Source organism: Brevibacillus brevis, assembly GCF_022026395.1.
Taxonomy (GTDB): Bacteria; Bacillota; Bacilli; order Brevibacillales; family Brevibacillaceae; genus Brevibacillus.
The window spans coordinates 5,886,488-5,902,717 of record NZ_CP041767.1; the positions used below are offsets into that span (position 1 = coordinate 5,886,488).

General features: G+C 47.4%; 16 protein-coding genes and 1 riboswitch. Of the genes, 5 read left to right on the forward strand and 11 right to left on the reverse strand.

Translation table 11 applies throughout. The features are described from left to right. Positions 1-167 precede the first annotated feature (167 nt). The 11 genes from FO446_RS27705 to FO446_RS27755 all read right to left on the reverse strand — a co-directional run bounded on the left by FO446_RS27705 (position 168) and on the right by FO446_RS27755 (position 12,257). Positions 168-863: an MgtC/SapB family protein gene (locus FO446_RS27705; RefSeq protein ID WP_173610291.1), complete on the reverse strand. Its 696-nt coding sequence runs from the start codon at positions 861-863 to the stop codon at positions 168-170. Between the two features lie 155 nt (positions 864-1,018). Then, positions 1,019-2,374 (reverse strand): MATE family efflux transporter, encoded by a 1,356-nt coding sequence (locus tag FO446_RS27710; protein WP_173610290.1) that lies wholly within the window; start codon positions 2,372-2,374, stop codon positions 1,019-1,021. A gap of 135 nt (positions 2,375-2,509) precedes the next feature. After that, entirely contained in the window at positions 2,510-3,994 is a 1,485-nt protein-coding gene (locus FO446_RS27715) for a lytic polysaccharide monooxygenase (protein WP_221867278.1), read from the reverse strand. Positions 3,995-4,231: 237 nt separating this feature from the next. Then, positions 4,232-5,941 (reverse strand): adenine deaminase, encoded by a 1,710-nt coding sequence (locus FO446_RS27720; protein WP_237899612.1) that lies wholly within the window; start codon positions 5,939-5,941, stop codon positions 4,232-4,234. 18 nt (positions 5,942-5,959) lie between these two features. Further along, positions 5,960-7,021: an ABC transporter ATP-binding protein gene (locus tag FO446_RS27725; protein WP_237899613.1), complete on the reverse strand. Its 1,062-nt coding sequence runs from the start codon at positions 7,019-7,021 to the stop codon at positions 5,960-5,962. 15 nt (positions 7,022-7,036) lie between these two features. Next, positions 7,037-7,825, reverse strand: coding sequence for an ABC transporter permease (locus FO446_RS27730; protein ID WP_221867276.1), 789 nt, complete (start codon positions 7,823-7,825; stop codon positions 7,037-7,039). Positions 7,826-7,830: 5 nt separating this feature from the next. Then, entirely contained in the window at positions 7,831-8,652 is an 822-nt protein-coding gene (locus tag FO446_RS27735; RefSeq protein ID WP_007724617.1) for an ABC transporter permease, read from the reverse strand. A gap of 26 nt (positions 8,653-8,678) precedes the next feature. Next, on the reverse strand, positions 8,679-9,608 hold the full coding sequence (locus tag FO446_RS27740; RefSeq protein ID WP_237899614.1) for a nucleoside hydrolase: 930 nt from the start codon (positions 9,606-9,608) through the stop codon (positions 8,679-8,681). A 189-nt stretch (positions 9,609-9,797) separates the two neighbouring features. Continuing rightward, the gene (locus FO446_RS27745) at positions 9,798-10,871 is read right to left on the reverse strand and encodes an ABC transporter substrate-binding protein (protein WP_173610284.1); all 1,074 of its coding nucleotides are present in this window, start codon (positions 10,869-10,871) and stop codon (positions 9,798-9,800) included. 196 nt (positions 10,872-11,067) lie between these two features. After that, positions 11,068-11,424 carry a Na-translocating system protein MpsC family protein gene (locus FO446_RS27750; protein WP_173610495.1) on the reverse strand — a complete coding sequence of 119 codons (357 nt, stop codon included), beginning with the start codon at positions 11,422-11,424 and terminating at the stop codon, positions 11,068-11,070. Between the two features lie 326 nt (positions 11,425-11,750). Continuing rightward, the gene (locus FO446_RS27755) at positions 11,751-12,257 is read right to left on the reverse strand and encodes a hypothetical protein (RefSeq protein ID WP_221867274.1); all 507 of its coding nucleotides are present in this window, start codon (positions 12,255-12,257) and stop codon (positions 11,751-11,753) included. A 294-nt stretch (positions 12,258-12,551) separates the two neighbouring features. Next, positions 12,552-12,654, forward strand: a riboswitch (SAM riboswitch). A gap of 102 nt (positions 12,655-12,756) precedes the next feature. Between FO446_RS27755 and FO446_RS27760 the strand changes: the two genes are divergently transcribed. The 5 genes from FO446_RS27760 (at position 12,757) to FO446_RS27780 (ending at position 16,194) form a co-directional block, all read left to right on the forward strand. Next, positions 12,757-13,587 carry a MetQ/NlpA family ABC transporter substrate-binding protein gene (locus tag FO446_RS27760; protein ID WP_221867273.1) on the forward strand — a complete coding sequence of 277 codons (831 nt, stop codon included), beginning with the start codon at positions 12,757-12,759 and terminating at the stop codon, positions 13,585-13,587. A gap of 42 nt (positions 13,588-13,629) precedes the next feature. After that, positions 13,630-14,667 carry a methionine ABC transporter ATP-binding protein gene (locus tag FO446_RS27765; protein ID WP_221867272.1) on the forward strand — a complete coding sequence of 346 codons (1,038 nt, stop codon included), beginning with the start codon at positions 13,630-13,632 and terminating at the stop codon, positions 14,665-14,667. Continuing rightward, positions 14,667-15,329 carry a methionine ABC transporter permease gene (locus FO446_RS27770; protein WP_173610280.1) on the forward strand — a complete coding sequence of 221 codons (663 nt, stop codon included), beginning with the start codon at positions 14,667-14,669 and terminating at the stop codon, positions 15,327-15,329. Before FO446_RS27765 ends, FO446_RS27770 begins: the two co-directional genes overlap by 1 nt. Positions 15,330-15,478: 149 nt before the next feature. Next, complete coding sequence (locus FO446_RS27775; protein ID WP_047070069.1) at positions 15,479-15,913, forward strand: hypothetical protein; 435 nt, start codon at positions 15,479-15,481, stop codon at positions 15,911-15,913. Continuing rightward, entirely contained in the window at positions 15,901-16,194 is a 294-nt protein-coding gene (locus tag FO446_RS27780; protein ID WP_173610279.1) for a YxcD family protein, read from the forward strand. Before FO446_RS27775 ends, FO446_RS27780 begins: the two co-directional genes overlap by 13 nt. Positions 16,195-16,230 lie beyond the last annotated feature (36 nt).

Here is a 16,230-nt window from a genome sequence, read left to right on the forward strand (position 1 = left end):
CGTAGAAGAAGCGCATTTCCAATCCAAGCGCCTCTGGAGCCCGACCTAGCGTTGGAAAAAATGGCGGAGGCCGAAGCGTAGACTGGAAATGCGCTTCTTCCTTCACGACAGCAACTAAAAAAGACGAAAGCCAAATCTCGATAGCCTCCGTCTTCTAGTATTCCTTTTTATCTGCTTTCTACTTCTACCGACATGACATGATCGACAGCCTTCAACAAGCTGTAAATATCCGTCGTATACGTATTTTCCGACGCTGTAATCATCATTTCCAGCTTTTGCAGATTATTGTCCAAGTCTTTGACCTTCACCCGCTTCACTTGCAGTTCGAGGTGCTTAATCTGCTTGAACACCAAATCCAAATCGCCCCCACCTTCGACCACAATCTTGATCGACAAATCTCTTTGTCTGAGTGATTCTGGACCAACCAAGCGAAGAATGACTGGGAACAAATTAATCGCCAAAATAATGAGGATCGTCGCGGTCACTGCCTCAAAATAAAATCCTGCACCTACTGCAATCCCAAGTCCAGAAGCCGCCCAGACCATCGATGCTGTGGTCAAACCTGATATGACATCATTACTCCGGCGTAGAATAACACCAGCCCCAAGGAAACCTACACCGCTCACAATTTGAGCAGCCAAGCGCAGCGGGTCCATATTCGTGTGTCCGGGCAAGGAGAACCGATGCACGGATTCAATCGAGACAATCGTAATGAGACAACTCGCAACCGAAATAACCATGCTGGTTTTTACACCCAGCGGCTTGTGCTTGAGCTGCCGATCCATACCAATCATCAAGCCTAGAAATAGTGCAACTCCTAGTTTTAGCAAAAAATCATACGTTGTGAATACCGAGAGTGACATGAGTCTCTCCCCCCCTCTGCTTTGATGTCAGGTTATCTTCCATCATCTATGATAAGAAGTATATCTGGTCTTTCACCTAGTGTAAACGAGGCTTTCATTCTTCATGCAAAAAGCGGAAAACCCCCACATCAGGGATTTTCCGCTTATCTGTTTCCTTATGAATGGCTGCGAATCATGCGTTTCTGTAACGACAGCAGACGTCCAAAAAGGAAGATGGCACCGGCAGCCAATCCCGTAATCAGACCAATCCAATATCCGAATGCGGCAAGCGAAGTGAATTTCGCCAGAATGTATCCCAAAGGCAAGCCAATCACCCAATAAGATATCAGCGCAACGATAAAGGTAACGGTCACATCCTTGTACCCGCGCAGTACCCCTTGAATAGGTGCTGCGACGGCATCAGAGATCAGGAAGAGGATCGAGTACATCAAGAAATGCTGGGCAAGCTCCAACACCTCGATGTCGGTCGTGTAAAAACCAGCCACCTGCTTGCTAAACATCAGCAAGCTGATTCCGAACAAAAGGGCAATACCAAGAGCGATACCTATACCCAAATAACTGTACTGCTTCGCGTCCCGGAACCTTTTGGCTCCCACCTCAAAGCCGACGACAATCGTCAACGCCATGGATATGCTCAACGGAACCATGTACAGGAATGATGCGAAGTTCATCGCTGCCTGATGCGCAGCAATCGTAATCGTGCTGTATTCACTCATGAACAAAGTGACGGCCGCAAAAATGCTAACCTCGCAAAAGATCGAAAATCCGATAGGAAGCCCCAGCTTCAGCAGCTCTTTCCATGCCTTCATCGAGATCCGATGAAATTTGGAGAACAAACCGAACTCAATGAATGGGTGCACGCGATTCACGACAAACAAAGTAATCAGCAAAATACACCAGTATGTGATGCCAGATGCAAGCCCGGCACCGATTCCACCCAGTCGAGGCAAACCAAAGTTACCAAAGATAAGAGCGTAGTTCAACAAGACATTAATCGGCAACGAAAGCAGGGTAATGAACATTGTTACCCGTGTCTGTCCTAATGCGTCGATAAAGCAACGGAGCACCGTATAAAGAAACATCGGAATAATTCCAATAGCGATTGCATGCAGGAAGCCGCGAGCAATCGTACGCACCTCAGGCTCCAATTGCATCCAGTTCAGGATCGGATCAAGCACCAAACCACCGACGATGATGACACCGACCGCAATCCCTACACTCAAATACAAAGCTTGCATAACCGTGTAAGACACCTGATCTTGTTTCCCTGCCCCAACCATCTGTGCAACCATCGGCATGACAGCCATCAGAATCCCCGTCAAGCCTGCTTGAACAGGTGTCCATAAACTAGCCCCAATCGCTACCCCTGCCAAATCTGTCGGACTTGCATGTCCAGACATGATGGTATCGGCGAAGGTCATCGAAAACAGCGCAAGTTGTGAGATCAAGATCGGAAGCAAAACAGCCAAAAACTGTCGCCATTTTTCTTTTAGCGAATAGGTTTCATTCATTTTTCATTTCCTTCTAACTTATAAGATGGGCTTATCTTTCAAATTATAAGTATAGCAAAACAAGCAGGAATCAGCAAAATACTGGCTGCACTTTGACGAACAAAAGCCCAGGCAGATCACCCGGGCTTTGCTCCATTATTCAACAAGCTTCCATACATCGGCTTTCCCTGGCTCTTCGCCCTTGGTCCACCATTTTGCCTCATAAACCTTGTCTTCGTAGTTCACTTGCGCTCCGCCATCATACGCTTTGCCGGAATCCCACGACAGTGCGACATCGCTTACCAGCTTCCACGCATCGGAACGGTCTGGCTGTTCACCAGTTACCCACCATTTTGCTACGAATTCCAGTCCATCATACAAGACGCGGTCGCCCTGTACATACACAGCAGAGGAATCCCACTCAGCGATTTCACCCGGTACTTCAGGCTTTTTATCCTTTGTGCTTGCAGCAAAAGGTGCGCTCTCTTCGGAAATATTTCCTGCTGCATCAACTGCCTTGATCGTATACGTATAAGATGTTCCTGCCGTTAATCCTTTATCGACAAAGGAAGGCTTATCAACTGTTCCTACATGGGAGCCATCACGGTAAATCTCGTATTTCACCACACCCACATTGTCTCGAGAAGGGCTCCACATGAGGTCGATTTCTGACTCTGTTGGATGGTGAGTCATGATACCTGCTGGTGCCGTCGGTGCTTCTGTATCCACGATATCTTCTGCTTTTGTGCGAACGGTCAGTGCTTTGCTAGCCTCAGACTCTTTCCCTTTGCCATCAACAGCCACAACGGTGTAGCTGTAAGCCGTAGCAGGCGTCAAATCTTTGTCCGTGTAAGCTGTTTCTTTCGTAGATGCGATGAATTTGCCATCGCGATACACATCGTATTGCTTGATTCCCTCAGATGCCACGGATTTTGTCCAGCTAAGGTCAATGCTTGTAGCTGTTTGCGATACGGAAGTCACATTGCCTGGAACGGTAGGCTTTTCTACGATACCTGTTCCCGTGTTAATCAAATTCACGTCAATTGCCTGGTAGAAAGCCATGCCCGTATCAGCAATTTCCCAAACAGCCAAAATAATGTGGTAACCGCTACGATCTGTCGGTACATTGCACGATTGTGTTACCGTGAATGGCGGTCTTTTCCCTCCGTCCTGAAACGAGCAGAACAGTTCCAAATCCGCTCGGGCAAGCGGCTTGTTAGGATTCCAATCTTTTTTCGTGATGTAATATTTCCACTCCGCTGTACTATGCGGGGCTGTCAGATTCCAAGTAAACGCATTTTGTCCACCCTGCAAGGTAACCTTTGTCCAGCGATCTGCTGTTTGTGTGTAAAGCTCAGGATAGCGGCCTGCACCGGTAAATTCACCATCGGCGGGACCAGATTGCGGGAACCCCCCAATCCCCTCCACACTTTGCGGTTCCCACTGGATTTGACCGCAGCCTGTGTTTTGCCCCGTCTTACACAAGTAAGAGCGACTCGCTGGGGATTCGATGTACCCGTGAGCCGAAACTTTCTCAGCGAACACGAGCGTAGCTGCGCCTGCTACCAGCATCATTGCCAGCATGAACAAAAGCGACAGCCCTTTACTGAACAGTTTGTTTCTCAACCCTACGTTATCCATTTATTTATCTCCTCTTTTCTGGATTAGGATCGAATTCCATGTTACAGAAATTTTTTCCAGTATTACAGATTCTGAATACCTAAACCAAAACCTACCAAATACCCGAATTCCAGTCAGAAAATAGGGAGATGAATCAGGCGTGTATACCTATGCATGAAAATTTATATGCTTCTTTCGGGACTTTTTGATCAAAAAAAATTGCCTGCCGAAAATAATATTCTCAGCAGACAACTTTTATCACATCAAGAGCAACGGAACTATTTTCCCGTCATTTACATCGATCAACCCCAGATCCGTCAGCTTCAAGGCTGGACTGACCGGTAAGGAATGTGTGCTGATCGACATGATCGGGTTGTAATGATTGTAACCGAGCGACTCCATGGCACGGCGAAGTTGCTCGACTTCCTTTGCAGTCTTTTCCAATGGTTCCTCTGTCAAAATGCCTCCGACCGGCAAATGAAGGCTCGCGATCACCTTGCCATCCTCTACCACGTAAAAGCCGCCCTGATTGCGGATGACTTCATTGGCTGCGACCATCATGTCGTGCGGGTTGTGTCCGACAACCAAGAGATTGTGGTTGTCATGCGAATAGCTGGTGGCTACCGCACCTCGCTTGATCGTATCGCCGCTGATCAAGCCGTAACCGCGATTCCCGTTTATGCCATAGCGTTCAAAGACGGCGATCAAGCCGTACGGACTCTCCTCCCACAAGAGTTGCCCTTCCCGTACCTCAGCGATTCCACGGTGATCCTCTGTGAAAGTAGAACCGTTTTGAACGAGCATGACCCGACATGGATAGCGATTATCCGGCACATCTACTGTGACGCGGAAGTCTTTCTCTGTCAGTGGCGATAGCTTGATGCTCTCATAAAAATGCGCAGGAAACTGCTTCTCTTTAACTACTTGTCGGTACTCTTCCTTAGCGTCGTAAGCTTTCTTCCCATTTTTGTAGACGCGTTCGATCTTGAATTCATGCAGATCAGACACCAACAGGAAATCCGCTATTTTGCCGGGAGCAACCGCCCCTCGATCCGTCATGTTCATACGTCTGGCTGGAGTAAATGTACTTGCGTAGATCGCACGCTCTGGCTTCATGCCCATTTGAATGGCTTTTTTCACGATATGGTTCAAATGTCCACGATTGACCAAGGAATCGGTCATCACATCATCCGTCACAAAGCAAAAATGCTCGGAAACATCCTCTTTGATCAAATAGTCCATGACTTCATCCGTCATCGATTTTTCTTGAATCTCCAGAAACATGCCCGCTGCGATTCTCGCTTCCATGCCCTCACGCGTCTGGTGCGTATGATCAGAGTCCACTCCCGCATAAATGACGCGATGCAGGTCCAAATCAAGCAATTTCGGAACATGTCCCTCGATGACGAGCTTTGGATACGTCTTGCGGATATGCTCCAGGATGCGATTCGTCTTGCAGTCAGGGTCCTTGATGATGTCTACGTAGTTCATGATTTCGCCGAGGCAAATGATCTCTTCGGATCGCAATAGCTCGTCCATATCTGCAATCTCGACAGACCCACCCGTCGTTTCCATTGAGGTAGCTGGTACGGAGCTCGGGATCGCGTACAGCATATCAACGACACAATCACGGCTCGCGCGAATCATCTCTTTGATCCCTTCGATTCCGAACACATTGGCCATCTCATGCGGCTCCGGTACGATCGTCGTCACTCCGTTTTGAATCAGGCCAAAGGAAAACGTCTCCGGCGTCACCATCGTGCTCTCAATATGCAAGTGTATATCGACCAGACCTGGAATCATGTAGCGGCCTTGTCCATCCACGATCTCGGCAGCTTCAAATGTTTCCGTACTCCGCTCACCGATATAGAAGAATCGTTCATCCAAAACAGCGACGTTTCCTTTGATGAACTTTTTAAAATAGCTGTTAAATACTTGGACGTCTTGAATCAACAAATCGACCTTCACGAAAATAACCTCCTGTCTTTAGTCCACGAGTACCACTTTGTCTTTTGGAAACAGCAGATTGACGTTTAGGCCAGTCTTGTACGGCGTCTCCATCTCTTGATTGACCGTGAAGTCGCCCAGCTCTGTTTCCACGACATATTGATAGCTGCGTCCCAAAAACGTGCTTACCTTTACCGTCCCGCGCAAACGGTTCATTCCCGGCTCGACGCCCTCTTCTGTCGTGACGAGAAGGTCATCTGGTCGCATTGCGCATTTTTTGCCGGATGGATTCGCCGTGCCCGGATTTTTGGACGCGGTAAAATGATGATCACCGACACGCAGGCCGATTTCTCCGTTCTGCTCGGTGCGCTCCGCGAAGTCGATGAAGTTGGTAAAACCAATAAAGCGAGCGATAAACTCAGTCTTTGGATATTTGAAAATGGTGGCTGGATCGTCGAGCTGTTCGATCACACCCTTGTTCATGATCGCCACCTGGTCAGAAATGGAGAAGCACTCCTCCTGGTCATGCGATACGTACACAGTCGTAATTCCCAGCTCCTGCTGAATACGACGGATTTCTACGCGCATGTTGATCCGCAGGTTGGCATCGAGGTTACTAAGCGGCTCATCGAACAGCAGCAGGTCAGGCTGAATCACCAGTGCTCGCGCAATCGCCACGCGCTGTCTTTGACCACCGGACAGCTCCTTCGGGAAACGCTTTTCGTAGCCGCCGAGACTCACGACTTCGAGAATTTGCTGCACCCGGGTCTTTACCTCTGTTTCATTGACCTTGCGCAGGCGCAAACCAAACGCCACGTTATCGAAAACAGAAAGGTGCGGAAACAGCGCATAGCTCTGGAACACAAACCCGAAGTTGCGTTTGTTTACCGGAACACGCGTATAATCTTTTCCTTCAAACATGAATCGTCCATCTTTTGCTTCCAGAAAACCCGCAATCAAACGCAGCGTCGTCGTCTTTCCGCAACCGCTCGGACCAAGCAAAGAGATGAGCTGTCCTTTTTCGATATTGAGATTGAAGTTTTGCAATATATATTGATTGTCATAGGCAACCGATACGTTTTCCAGCGTGAGCAATGCCATGAGTTGATGCCTCCGTTATCGTTTTGTAAAGTAGGAAAGCCCCATCAGACGTTCAATGATGAACATGAGAATAGCCGTAAAAATCATGAGCAGCACGGAAATCGCGGCGATCGTCGGATCGAAGTTGTTTTCTACGTACGTTAGCATCTGGATCGGTAGCGTGCTTACCCCTGGTCCCGTCATGAAAACAGAGATATCTACGTTGTTGAACGACTCCAGAAAAGCGATCAGAATCGCAGCAATAATCCCGGAGCGAATATTCGGCAAGACGACTTTGAAAAAGGTTTCGAGACGACCTGCCCCAAGGCTTAACGCCGCTTCTTCAATAGCGAAGTCAAAGTTGGACAAGGAAGATGCAATGACGCGAATGATAAACGGAAGCATCAGCACCGTATGACCGACGAGAAGTCCCGCATAGATCGGCAAATCGTATACGACAATGACGTATTTCAGCATGGCAAAACCCATCACGATACCCGGAATCAGGACAGGTGAGATGAAAATGCCATTCAAAATGCCCTTGCCGCGAAAATCAAAGCGACTGAGTGCATAAGCTGCCGGAATCCCCAACAAGAGCGCCAAGAGATTTCCCAGCAAAGAAACGAGCATCGACGTCTTGAACGTCGTCATGAACATCTCTACCTCAAAAATGTTTTCGTACCACCGCCAGGAAAAACCCTCCGGCGGAAACTTCAAGACGCTCCCCGGCTCAAACGACGTAAAAGAAATGATAATGAGCGGCCCTAGCAAAAACAGAAAGACGAGAGAGGTAAACAGGGCCAACCCGCGATTTTTCTCCTGCATAGCTTCTACCCCTTCGGATTTAATTTCGTCGCCAGCTTGTTCATGAAATAGATGACGACAAATGTTATGACAATCATGATCGTGGCAATGACAGATGCCAAATGCCAGTCATTGAGCGTAATCGCATTTTGATACAGAAACGTGGAGATGACCCGCTGTTTTCCACCCAGCAAGGCAGGCGTGGTGTAGGCGGTCAGGCTTCCGACAAACACGAGAATGCTACCGATGATGAGTCCTGGCACACTAAGTGGCACAATGACCTTCCAGAAGGCCGTCAACTTGGAAGCACCCAAGCTTTCCGCCGCCTTCAGCAAATCTGGGTCGATATTTTCCATCACCCCTACCAGCGTAATAATGATCAGCGGCAGGAACAAATGAATCAAACCAATCATCATCGCAGTCGGCGTATACAATATTTCCAACGGCTTATCGATGAGCCCGATGGCAAGCAGCGAGCTGTTCAATAAGCCCTTTTTTCCGAGAATAATCATCCAAGAGAACGACCGCACGACAGAGCTGGTCAGCAAAGGAAAAATCGCCAATGCCAGCAGGATGCCTTTTTTGCGTGGGCCAAGCTTGGAAATGTAGTACGCGGCAGGAAAACCGATCAGAACACACGCAATCGTCGTGACCAGACTGACCTGCAACGTTGTCAGCATAATTTTCAGGAAGTACGCGTCGGTAAGAAATTGGAGATAGCCTTGGATCGTAAAGCTACCATCCTGATAAAAGGTGGACGCAATCGTCATCACGATCGGAATGACCATGAACAGCGTCAAAAACAGCACACCCGGCAACAGCAATAAATAAAGACCCGTTTTTCTCATCTGATTAACTCCTGTTCACGGTATCGTCAGGCTTTCAATGCGCCGAGAAAACGCGCAAAGAACGCATCTGCATCTACGTCCAGACAGACGTTTATGTTCGGTTCTTTTTTCAGGCGGTTTTGAAAGTCGCAAACCGTTTGCCCATCACACAGCTCACTTCTCGTTTCGATATCTACATATAACTTCTGCGTCTTCACCAGCTTCGGATCGAGTGCGACTGCGACAGCCAATGGATCATGCATGGCGCACGCATAAATGCCATTTCGTTGAAAATAACGATGGAGGTAATCAGACGTACTCTGTCTCACGTACTCGCCCATCGGTGTATCTCCCAGCTCGCGAATATGCTCCTCGTTCAGCAGCACTCTTCGCGTCACATCCAGTCCAACCATCGTCAATTGCGGGAATCCGGCATGAAATACGACCTTCGCTGCCTCTGGATCGACGTACATGTTGTACTCCGCAACTGGCGTCACATTGCCATGCTCGTGGACAACCCCACCCATGAAAATGACTTCCTTGACGTGTTGAACAAGCTCCGGGCATTTTTTCACCGCCAAAGCCAAATTGGTCAGCGGCCCCGTCATGATGAGCGTAATCTCGCCGGATTGAGCAAGTACGTTTTCCACGATGAAATCAGGGCCAAAGCCAGCTGTCGGTTCCTTGTAAATCGGAACTCCGGCAAGGGCTCCTCCCAAACCATCCTCACCATGTACGGCATGCTCGAAAAACAACGGTCGCAGCAGCGGTTCAGATGCTCCACAGACAACAGGGATTTGCTCGCCGACTTGCAAGAAATCGAGAATTTTGCACGTGTTTTCTGTTGCTTTTCGCAACGACACGTTGCCATTCACCGTAGTAATGCCAACCAGATCGAATTGCCCGCTCTTCACAGCGAGAATAATGCCAAGCGCATCATCAATCCCCGTATCCACGTCAAGAATGATCTTTTGCACGAGTGGTCCTCCTCACGTTCATTCCTCATAAGAAAACTTCTATCGAAGCCAATTCAACGTGGAGCGACCGCATTTTAGCGGAATGTTTACATGCGCTCCGGAATTTATTTTATAAATTCCTATACGTTGAAAAACGAGGGTATATCCGAAAATTGTCTATACCCTCGCCCTTTGTTTTTCTATCGTTCGTTATTGCGTGATTTCACGATTCCAACGGTCAATCCATGCTTTGGAGTGCTCGTTCACGAATTTCATATCCAGCATTTTCAGCTTGCTTACGGTTGCTTCCCCGTACGTTACGCCTTTTGCTTCTTCTTCTGTCAGTTGAACGGTCTTATTTACAGGGGAATCGATTTTCGCTTTTGCTGTTTTCTCCTGAACTTCCTTGCTCAGCTGGTAGTTGATGAAGTCTTCTGCGAGTGCTTTGTTTTTCGAGCCTTTTACGATGTTAACCGTATTCATGACTGCATATCCGCCGCTTGCAGGTTGTACGAAAACAGCTTCTGGAACAGCGGCTTTGATGTCTTTGAAGTACATTTCCATAATCGGTCCTACGCCGATTTCTTCTTGTCCAAACATGTTCACGTATTCGGAAGTCTTATCGTAGAACTTCACGACACTTTTGTTGACTTCTTTCATTTTCGCGAAGGCTTGATCCTCGTTGAATTCCTTGCTGCCCGCGACCGCAGAAGCACTGTCGAGAACCATCGGGCCTGTCGTGGAAGTAATGCTTGGCAGTGTCAGCTTGCCTGTCAGCTCAGGGTTCCACAGATCTTTCCAATCTTTGATTTCGGTTTTTACGAGCTTTGGATTGTAGGCAATCCCGAATTGGCCAATCGTGTAAGCTGGACCGTATTCCTCGCCCAGTGGTGCTTTGGCGATGTCGTAGATTTGATCCAGGTTCGGGATTCGGCTGCGGTCGATTTTTTCAAATGCGCCACTCTCAATCCCTTGCTGTGCATAGTAGTCAGAGAGGTAGATCAAGTCTACATCGGAGCTTCCTTGGCGAATTTTGTTCAGACGCTCTGCGTTGTTCCCGATTTCCAGCACGATTTTCACGTTATGTTCTTTTTCAAACGGCTCATATACTTCTTTGCGGAAAAAGTCTTCGGAGAAGCCCCATGTGGAGATAACCAGCTTTTGTGGCTCGCCCTTGGCTTCGCCGCCAGCTCCTCCCGCTTGTGGTTGATCATTGCTGCCACAGCCAGCGAGAGCCAGTGACATCATAGAGAAAGACAGGATTCCAGCAAGTAATTTTTTCATCGTAATTCTCCTCCAGTTGGGTTCAATTGATGACAAAATATGGTGATACAATAAAAAGAAAAGTACCCTTGATTAGAACGTATCATTCTAAACAAGAGCACTTTTCTTCGTAAACAAAGAGAAGTGACACCCGTTTTACGCAAAGTCTACGGTCTCCCCTTAAGATAGATCAAAAGAGAAAATCCGAACGATTGCGTCAGGTATTCAGTTCTGATTCAGCTAAAATAACATTCGTGATCGCCCACTGCGTAGGCGCATCATAGTCCCTCAGCACGGCTTCCAACGGCAACCCCATCTCTTCTTCCAGTCGTTCTCTCAGTTTCTTCTTATAAAGAAGGGACATGCGAAAATCGACTTCGAGCTTGAGGGCCGGCGCTTCTCCTTCCAACGCTTGTGAGCGCGGAGAGCGACGATGCTTGGCTTGGAACGTAATCATCTGGTTTTCAATCGTGACTCGGAGCAAAGTCGTTCCAAATCCGAACAACTCTTTTGCTATCTCATTATAGATGGCAGACAGCTTTTTTCTGGTTTCATTGGAGTCCACGAGAGTCATGTCATCACCTGCGATAGCTGGCATAGAGTTCATTCGCTCTCATTATACAAATGATTTCCCGATTCTTCAATAGAATATTCGTATTTAGATCAATTTCATATAATTGCGTGAATTGATCTACCGGGATTTACCGGACAGGGGACTATGCGATACCTTCTGCCCCTCCCCCCTTTCAGGGTGGGCAGTTCTCTCGTGGTCTGTCAGAAAATTAAATTTCAGATTTTTCTATCCCCACTTGGAGGCGAGTACAACGCCAAAAAAAACATCGCGATTCACCATAAACAGTGAACCGAGATGTTTTTTCGTTTTTGGTATTTTGTTATGTGTTACAGCTCATTCTGGTGTTGTGCTATTTTAACTGCAACTTTACCTTCCATGTTCTCATCTGACGAAAGCGAAACTGTATGCGAACCAGTTCCCCAAGGCGAGCTACTTATTTCAAATTTTTGATTACCATAAGGTGGTACTCTAAAGAACATTTTCTGACTACCGGATGAATCAGTAACGGACACTTTGATCTCGTAGGTTCCACTATTATATACCCACACTTTAACCCAACCATAGCCCTCTGGAATATTAAAATTTTTGGAATCCGTTTTGGCATTCTTAATTGGAACGTCGTCAATCGGTCTTTCAGATCCCATAGGTTCCAATAACTTCATAAAAGATTTTGCGGAATTATCCGGATATTTAACCTGATTAACCTTAACGTGACTCTCCGGATATTTTTCTTTTACAACTGCATCATGTGATGATGCCATAGCACTAGATCCAATAGATAGACTGCTAAGTAAAAGAGCTGCTGCAATTGTACCTTTAACAGATCTTTTCATAATAATCCTCCATCACTAGTAATTTGGAATTATCTTCCTATTAAGTATATTACATGGCAATAAATGGAAAATCAATAATTAATATGGAAAATATTTGAAAAATGACAGACTCTCATCCCGCCCGATTGGTGGTTGTACAGGAGTAATGCGAAAGGAAGGTAGAATCACCACATTTTTCGCAAATATCACATTCATTTGAAAAAAACTTTGACATCCACGTTGATGCAAGATATAATCCAACTATTCGAATAAGGATTAGCGATTTTATCTTTCGTTAAAATTTCATAGCACATTCTCTTATGAAGAGAGGTTGAGGGACTGGCCCTATGACACCTCGGCAACCTATCGCAAACGATATGGTGCCAAATCCAGCGGAATTTATTCCGACAGATAAGAGAGGTATTGTTGCAGTGTGTTTACATACTCGCAGTTTTCGCCTCTTCTGTCGGAAGAGGCTTTTTTCGTTTCCATCTTACATCCAGAGAAAAGGGGTATTTTCATGAAAAAGACTGGTCTACTGCTCACTACACTGCTGCTCGCTGCATCGCTCGTAACGGCTTGCGGTGGTAAACAAGAAGCTGCGCCTGCTAACGGTGGCACTGCTGCTGAACAAACCTCACTCAAGGTCGGCGTCACTGGCGGCCCGCACGAAGAGATTCTCAACAAAGTAAAAGAAGTCGCCAAAGGCAAAGGACTCGACGTCGAAGTCGTCGTTTTCAACGATTACGTACAGCCGAACCAAGCTCTCGATAAAGGAAATCTCGATGTAAACAGCTTCCAAACCATTCCGTTCTTGGCGAAGTTCAATCAGGATCACAAAACAAAGATCGTCGAGGTCGGAAAAACCGTGACGTATCCAATGGGTCTTTACTCCACCAAGCATAAAAAAGTCGAGGATATCCCGGCAGGCGGTGTTGTCGGCATTCAAAACGACCCGACCAACCGAGCACGCGCATTGCTGCTCTATCAGGCAGCTGGCTTGATTAAGCTCAAGGATGGCGTGGGTGACAACGCAACACCATTGGACATCGTGGAAAATCCGAAAAATTTGCAATTCAAAGAGCTGGAGGCTGCTTTCCTGGCACGCTCGCTGAATAACGTAGAGGTTGCTTCGATTAATACGAATTTCGCAATGGAAGCTGGCTACTCTCCGAAAAAAGACGCGATCTTCGCTGAGAAGGCTGACTCTCCGTACGTGAACATCTTGGCAGTCAACGAAACCAACAAAGACAACCCTGCCGTCAAAAAGCTGGTGGACATCTACCGCTCGGAAGAAGTGAAAAAATTCATCGACGAGCGTTTTGAAGGAGCTGTACTGCCGTCCTGGTAAGATCGACGCCAGGAACATCAAGAACAACAAGGAGAACTCGTTATGATACAGCTAACCGATATTCATAAGTCGTATCAAGTAGGAAACAAGCAGGTAAAAGCATTGAAGGGCGTATCCCTGCAGGTGGAAAAAGGGCAAATCTACGGGGTGATCGGCTTTAGCGGAGCGGGGAAAAGCACCCTGCTCCGTACCATCAACCTGTTGGAGAAGCCAACTAGCGGTTCTGTGATCGTCAATGGCCAGAACATGCTGACCCTCAAGGAAAAAGAGCTGCGGCAAGCTCGCAAAAAGATCGGGATTATTTTTCAACACTTCAACCTGCTCTCTTCCTATAATGTCTTTGACAATGTGGCGGAAATCTTGCGGATGAATCGCGTCCCCAAAGATGTCATTAAGCGCAAGGTAGAAGACCTTCTCGGCTTGGTTGGCTTGTCTGATAAAGCAAATGCTTATCCTTCTCAGCTATCCGGTGGACAAAAGCAACGGGTGGGCATCGCTCGTGCGCTTGCGACTGATCCGGAAATCCTGCTCTGCGACGAAGCGACTTCCGCTCTCGACCCGCAGACGACCGAATCGATTCTCGAGCTGTTGCTCGACATCAATCGAAAGTTTAACCTGACTATCGTGCTGATTACACATGAAATGCAGGTCATCAAAAAAATCTGCGACCAGGTAGCTATCATGGAAAACGGTGTCGTCATCGAGCAAGGCTCTGTTCTGGATGTGTTCAGCAATCCGCAAGAGCAAACGACCCGCAATTTTATCAAAACGGTTTTTGACGATCAGGTACCACAGGAGATTTTGTCCAAGATAAAAGAAACCGGACCCGTTTCCAAAATTGTTCGCGTTGCCTTTCGCGGAGATGCCGCTCTCGATCCAGTTCTAGGCACCTTGTCCGCACACTTTCCGATTAGCACCAATCTGTTGTACGGCTCGATTACGACCATTAAGGGAACGGCGCTCGGCATTTTGCTATTGCACATTTCTGGTGAAGACCAGCCTATTCAAGACGGCATTCGCTTCTTGCGGGAATCCGTCTACCGCGTAGATATTGTGTCACCAGAGGAGGTGCGGAGCTAATGGAGCGTCTGATTGAAATGATTCCGGTATTCGGGCAATCCCTGCAAGAGACTGTCATCATGGTCGGGTTTTCGTTGTTCATTGCGACATTGATCGGGATTCCGCTCGGGATTTTGTTGGTCATCACACAGGCGAATCACCTTTTCCCGAACAAGATCATCTATCACACCCTGAATACGCTCATCAACATTGTGCGTTCACTGCCTTTTATTATTCTTATGGTTGCGATCATTCCTTTTACAGAGTTGATCGTGGGCACCTCGATTGGGATTGAGGGAGCCATTGTGCCGCTCATCGTCTATACGACACCTTACATCTCACGCCTGATGGAAACGGCCCTGCATGACGTAGATCGCGGCGTGATCGAAGCGTACCAAGCGATGGGTGCATCCCGGACGCAGATTATTTTTCGCATCATGCTGCGTGAAGCACGACCTGGCATCGTCCTCTGCCTGACGATTGCGACCATCGGTTTGATCGGTGCCACTGCTATGGCGGGCGCAGTGGGTGCCGGTGGATTGGGCGATCTCGCCTTGCGATACGGCTATCAGCAATGGGATATCGAAGTCATGATCATTACCGTCATTATCCTCGTCGTTTTGGTCCAGCTCATTCAATCGTTGGGTAACTGGGCAGCCCGAAAACTGAAAAAGAGCGCGTAAATCGAAGAACCCCTGACGAAATCGCTTGTCAGGGGCTTTTTTGTAGGTATTTAGACTGATCGTCACTGAAAGTTCGTTGGTATTTCGCTCGATATTCATGTAGACTTATATATACAAGTCATTTTAATGAGAGGGGCTACTCAAATAACATGAAAAAACTCATCATGATGTTGGTTGCCGTAATGCTCGTACTCGCTCCGGCCGGAGGATTCATTGATCATGCCGATGCGAAAGGTTATAAGTCCGGGAAAAAATCTTTTAACTCTAACACGGCTCCTACCAATACACAAACAACCAACAAAGCCGATTCAAATGTAAACGCAACAACCAATAAAGGTACTACAACAACTCCTGCTGCTACCGCAAGCAAAAGCGGCGGGTTCATGAAAGGTCTCCTGATTGGCGGTCTGGCTGGTTTGCTGTTTGGAAGCTTGTTCGCTGATATGGGTATTCTCGGCTCCATCCTTGGCTTCATGATCAACCTGATGGCGATCCTCGCTGTGATTATCCTGATCCGCAAAGCGTTCGTCTACTTCAAAACCAAGCGCGCGAAAGAACAGGAACTGAACGCATGGAAAAGATAACTTTTTCTGAACAAGATATCATTAATGCAATCTGCATTCATGCAGCTAACAAAAAGCAGTTGAAGCCACAAGACATCTCCGTCGAGCTGATGTGGGACGAGGAGTATGGCTTCTCTGCTGAAATACACTGGATGGATCGCCAACAAATCTTGGTCGAGATTAATATGATTGAAGCGATTCGCTACTACCTGGAGACCCAGATGCAGCGGAACCCTTATTCCGCCGGTATCGAGCTGGTATTGGACGACGAAGAAGGTATTATCGCTCATATCACCTACTAAAGCTTGACCATCGTAAGTTAACCCAAGGCCAATTTG

Bases quoted from the DNA above. Each gene is read 5' to 3' on its own strand.
- FO446_RS27725 (WP_237899613.1), bottom strand. From the start codon at position 7,021: ATGGCATTGCTCACGCTGGAAAACGTATCGGTTGCCTATGACAATCAA.
- FO446_RS27715 (WP_221867278.1), bottom strand. From the start codon at position 3,994: ATGGATAACGTAGGGTTGAGAAACAAACTGTTCAGTAAAGGGCTGTCG.
- FO446_RS27775 (WP_047070069.1), top strand. From the start codon at position 15,479: ATGAAAAAACTCATCATGATGTTGGTTGCCGTAATGCTCGTACTCGCT.
- FO446_RS27770 (WP_173610280.1), top strand. From the start codon at position 14,667: ATGGAGCGTCTGATTGAAATGATTCCGGTATTCGGGCAATCCCTGCAA.
- FO446_RS27745 (WP_173610284.1), bottom strand. From the start codon at position 10,871: ATGAAAAAATTACTTGCTGGAATCCTGTCTTTCTCTATGATGTCACTG.
- FO446_RS27755 (WP_221867274.1), bottom strand. From the start codon at position 12,257: ATGAAAAGATCTGTTAAAGGTACAATTGCAGCAGCTCTTTTACTTAGC.
- FO446_RS27730 (WP_221867276.1), bottom strand. From the start codon at position 7,825: ATGCAGGAGAAAAATCGCGGGTTGGCCCTGTTTACCTCTCTCGTCTTT.
- FO446_RS27750 (WP_173610495.1), bottom strand. From the start codon at position 11,424: ATGACTCTCGTGGACTCCAATGAAACCAGAAAAAAGCTGTCTGCCATC.
- FO446_RS27705 (WP_173610291.1), bottom strand. From the start codon at position 863: ATGTCACTCTCGGTATTCACAACGTATGATTTTTTGCTAAAACTAGGA.
- FO446_RS27765 (WP_221867272.1), top strand. From the start codon at position 13,630: ATGATACAGCTAACCGATATTCATAAGTCGTATCAAGTAGGAAACAAG.
- FO446_RS27780 (WP_173610279.1), top strand. From the start codon at position 15,901: ATGGAAAAGATAACTTTTTCTGAACAAGATATCATTAATGCAATCTGC.
- FO446_RS27710 (WP_173610290.1), bottom strand. From the start codon at position 2,374: ATGAATGAAACCTATTCGCTAAAAGAAAAATGGCGACAGTTTTTGGCT.
- FO446_RS27760 (WP_221867273.1), top strand. From the start codon at position 12,757: ATGAAAAAGACTGGTCTACTGCTCACTACACTGCTGCTCGCTGCATCG.
- FO446_RS27735 (WP_007724617.1), bottom strand. From the start codon at position 8,652: ATGAGAAAAACGGGTCTTTATTTATTGCTGTTGCCGGGTGTGCTGTTT.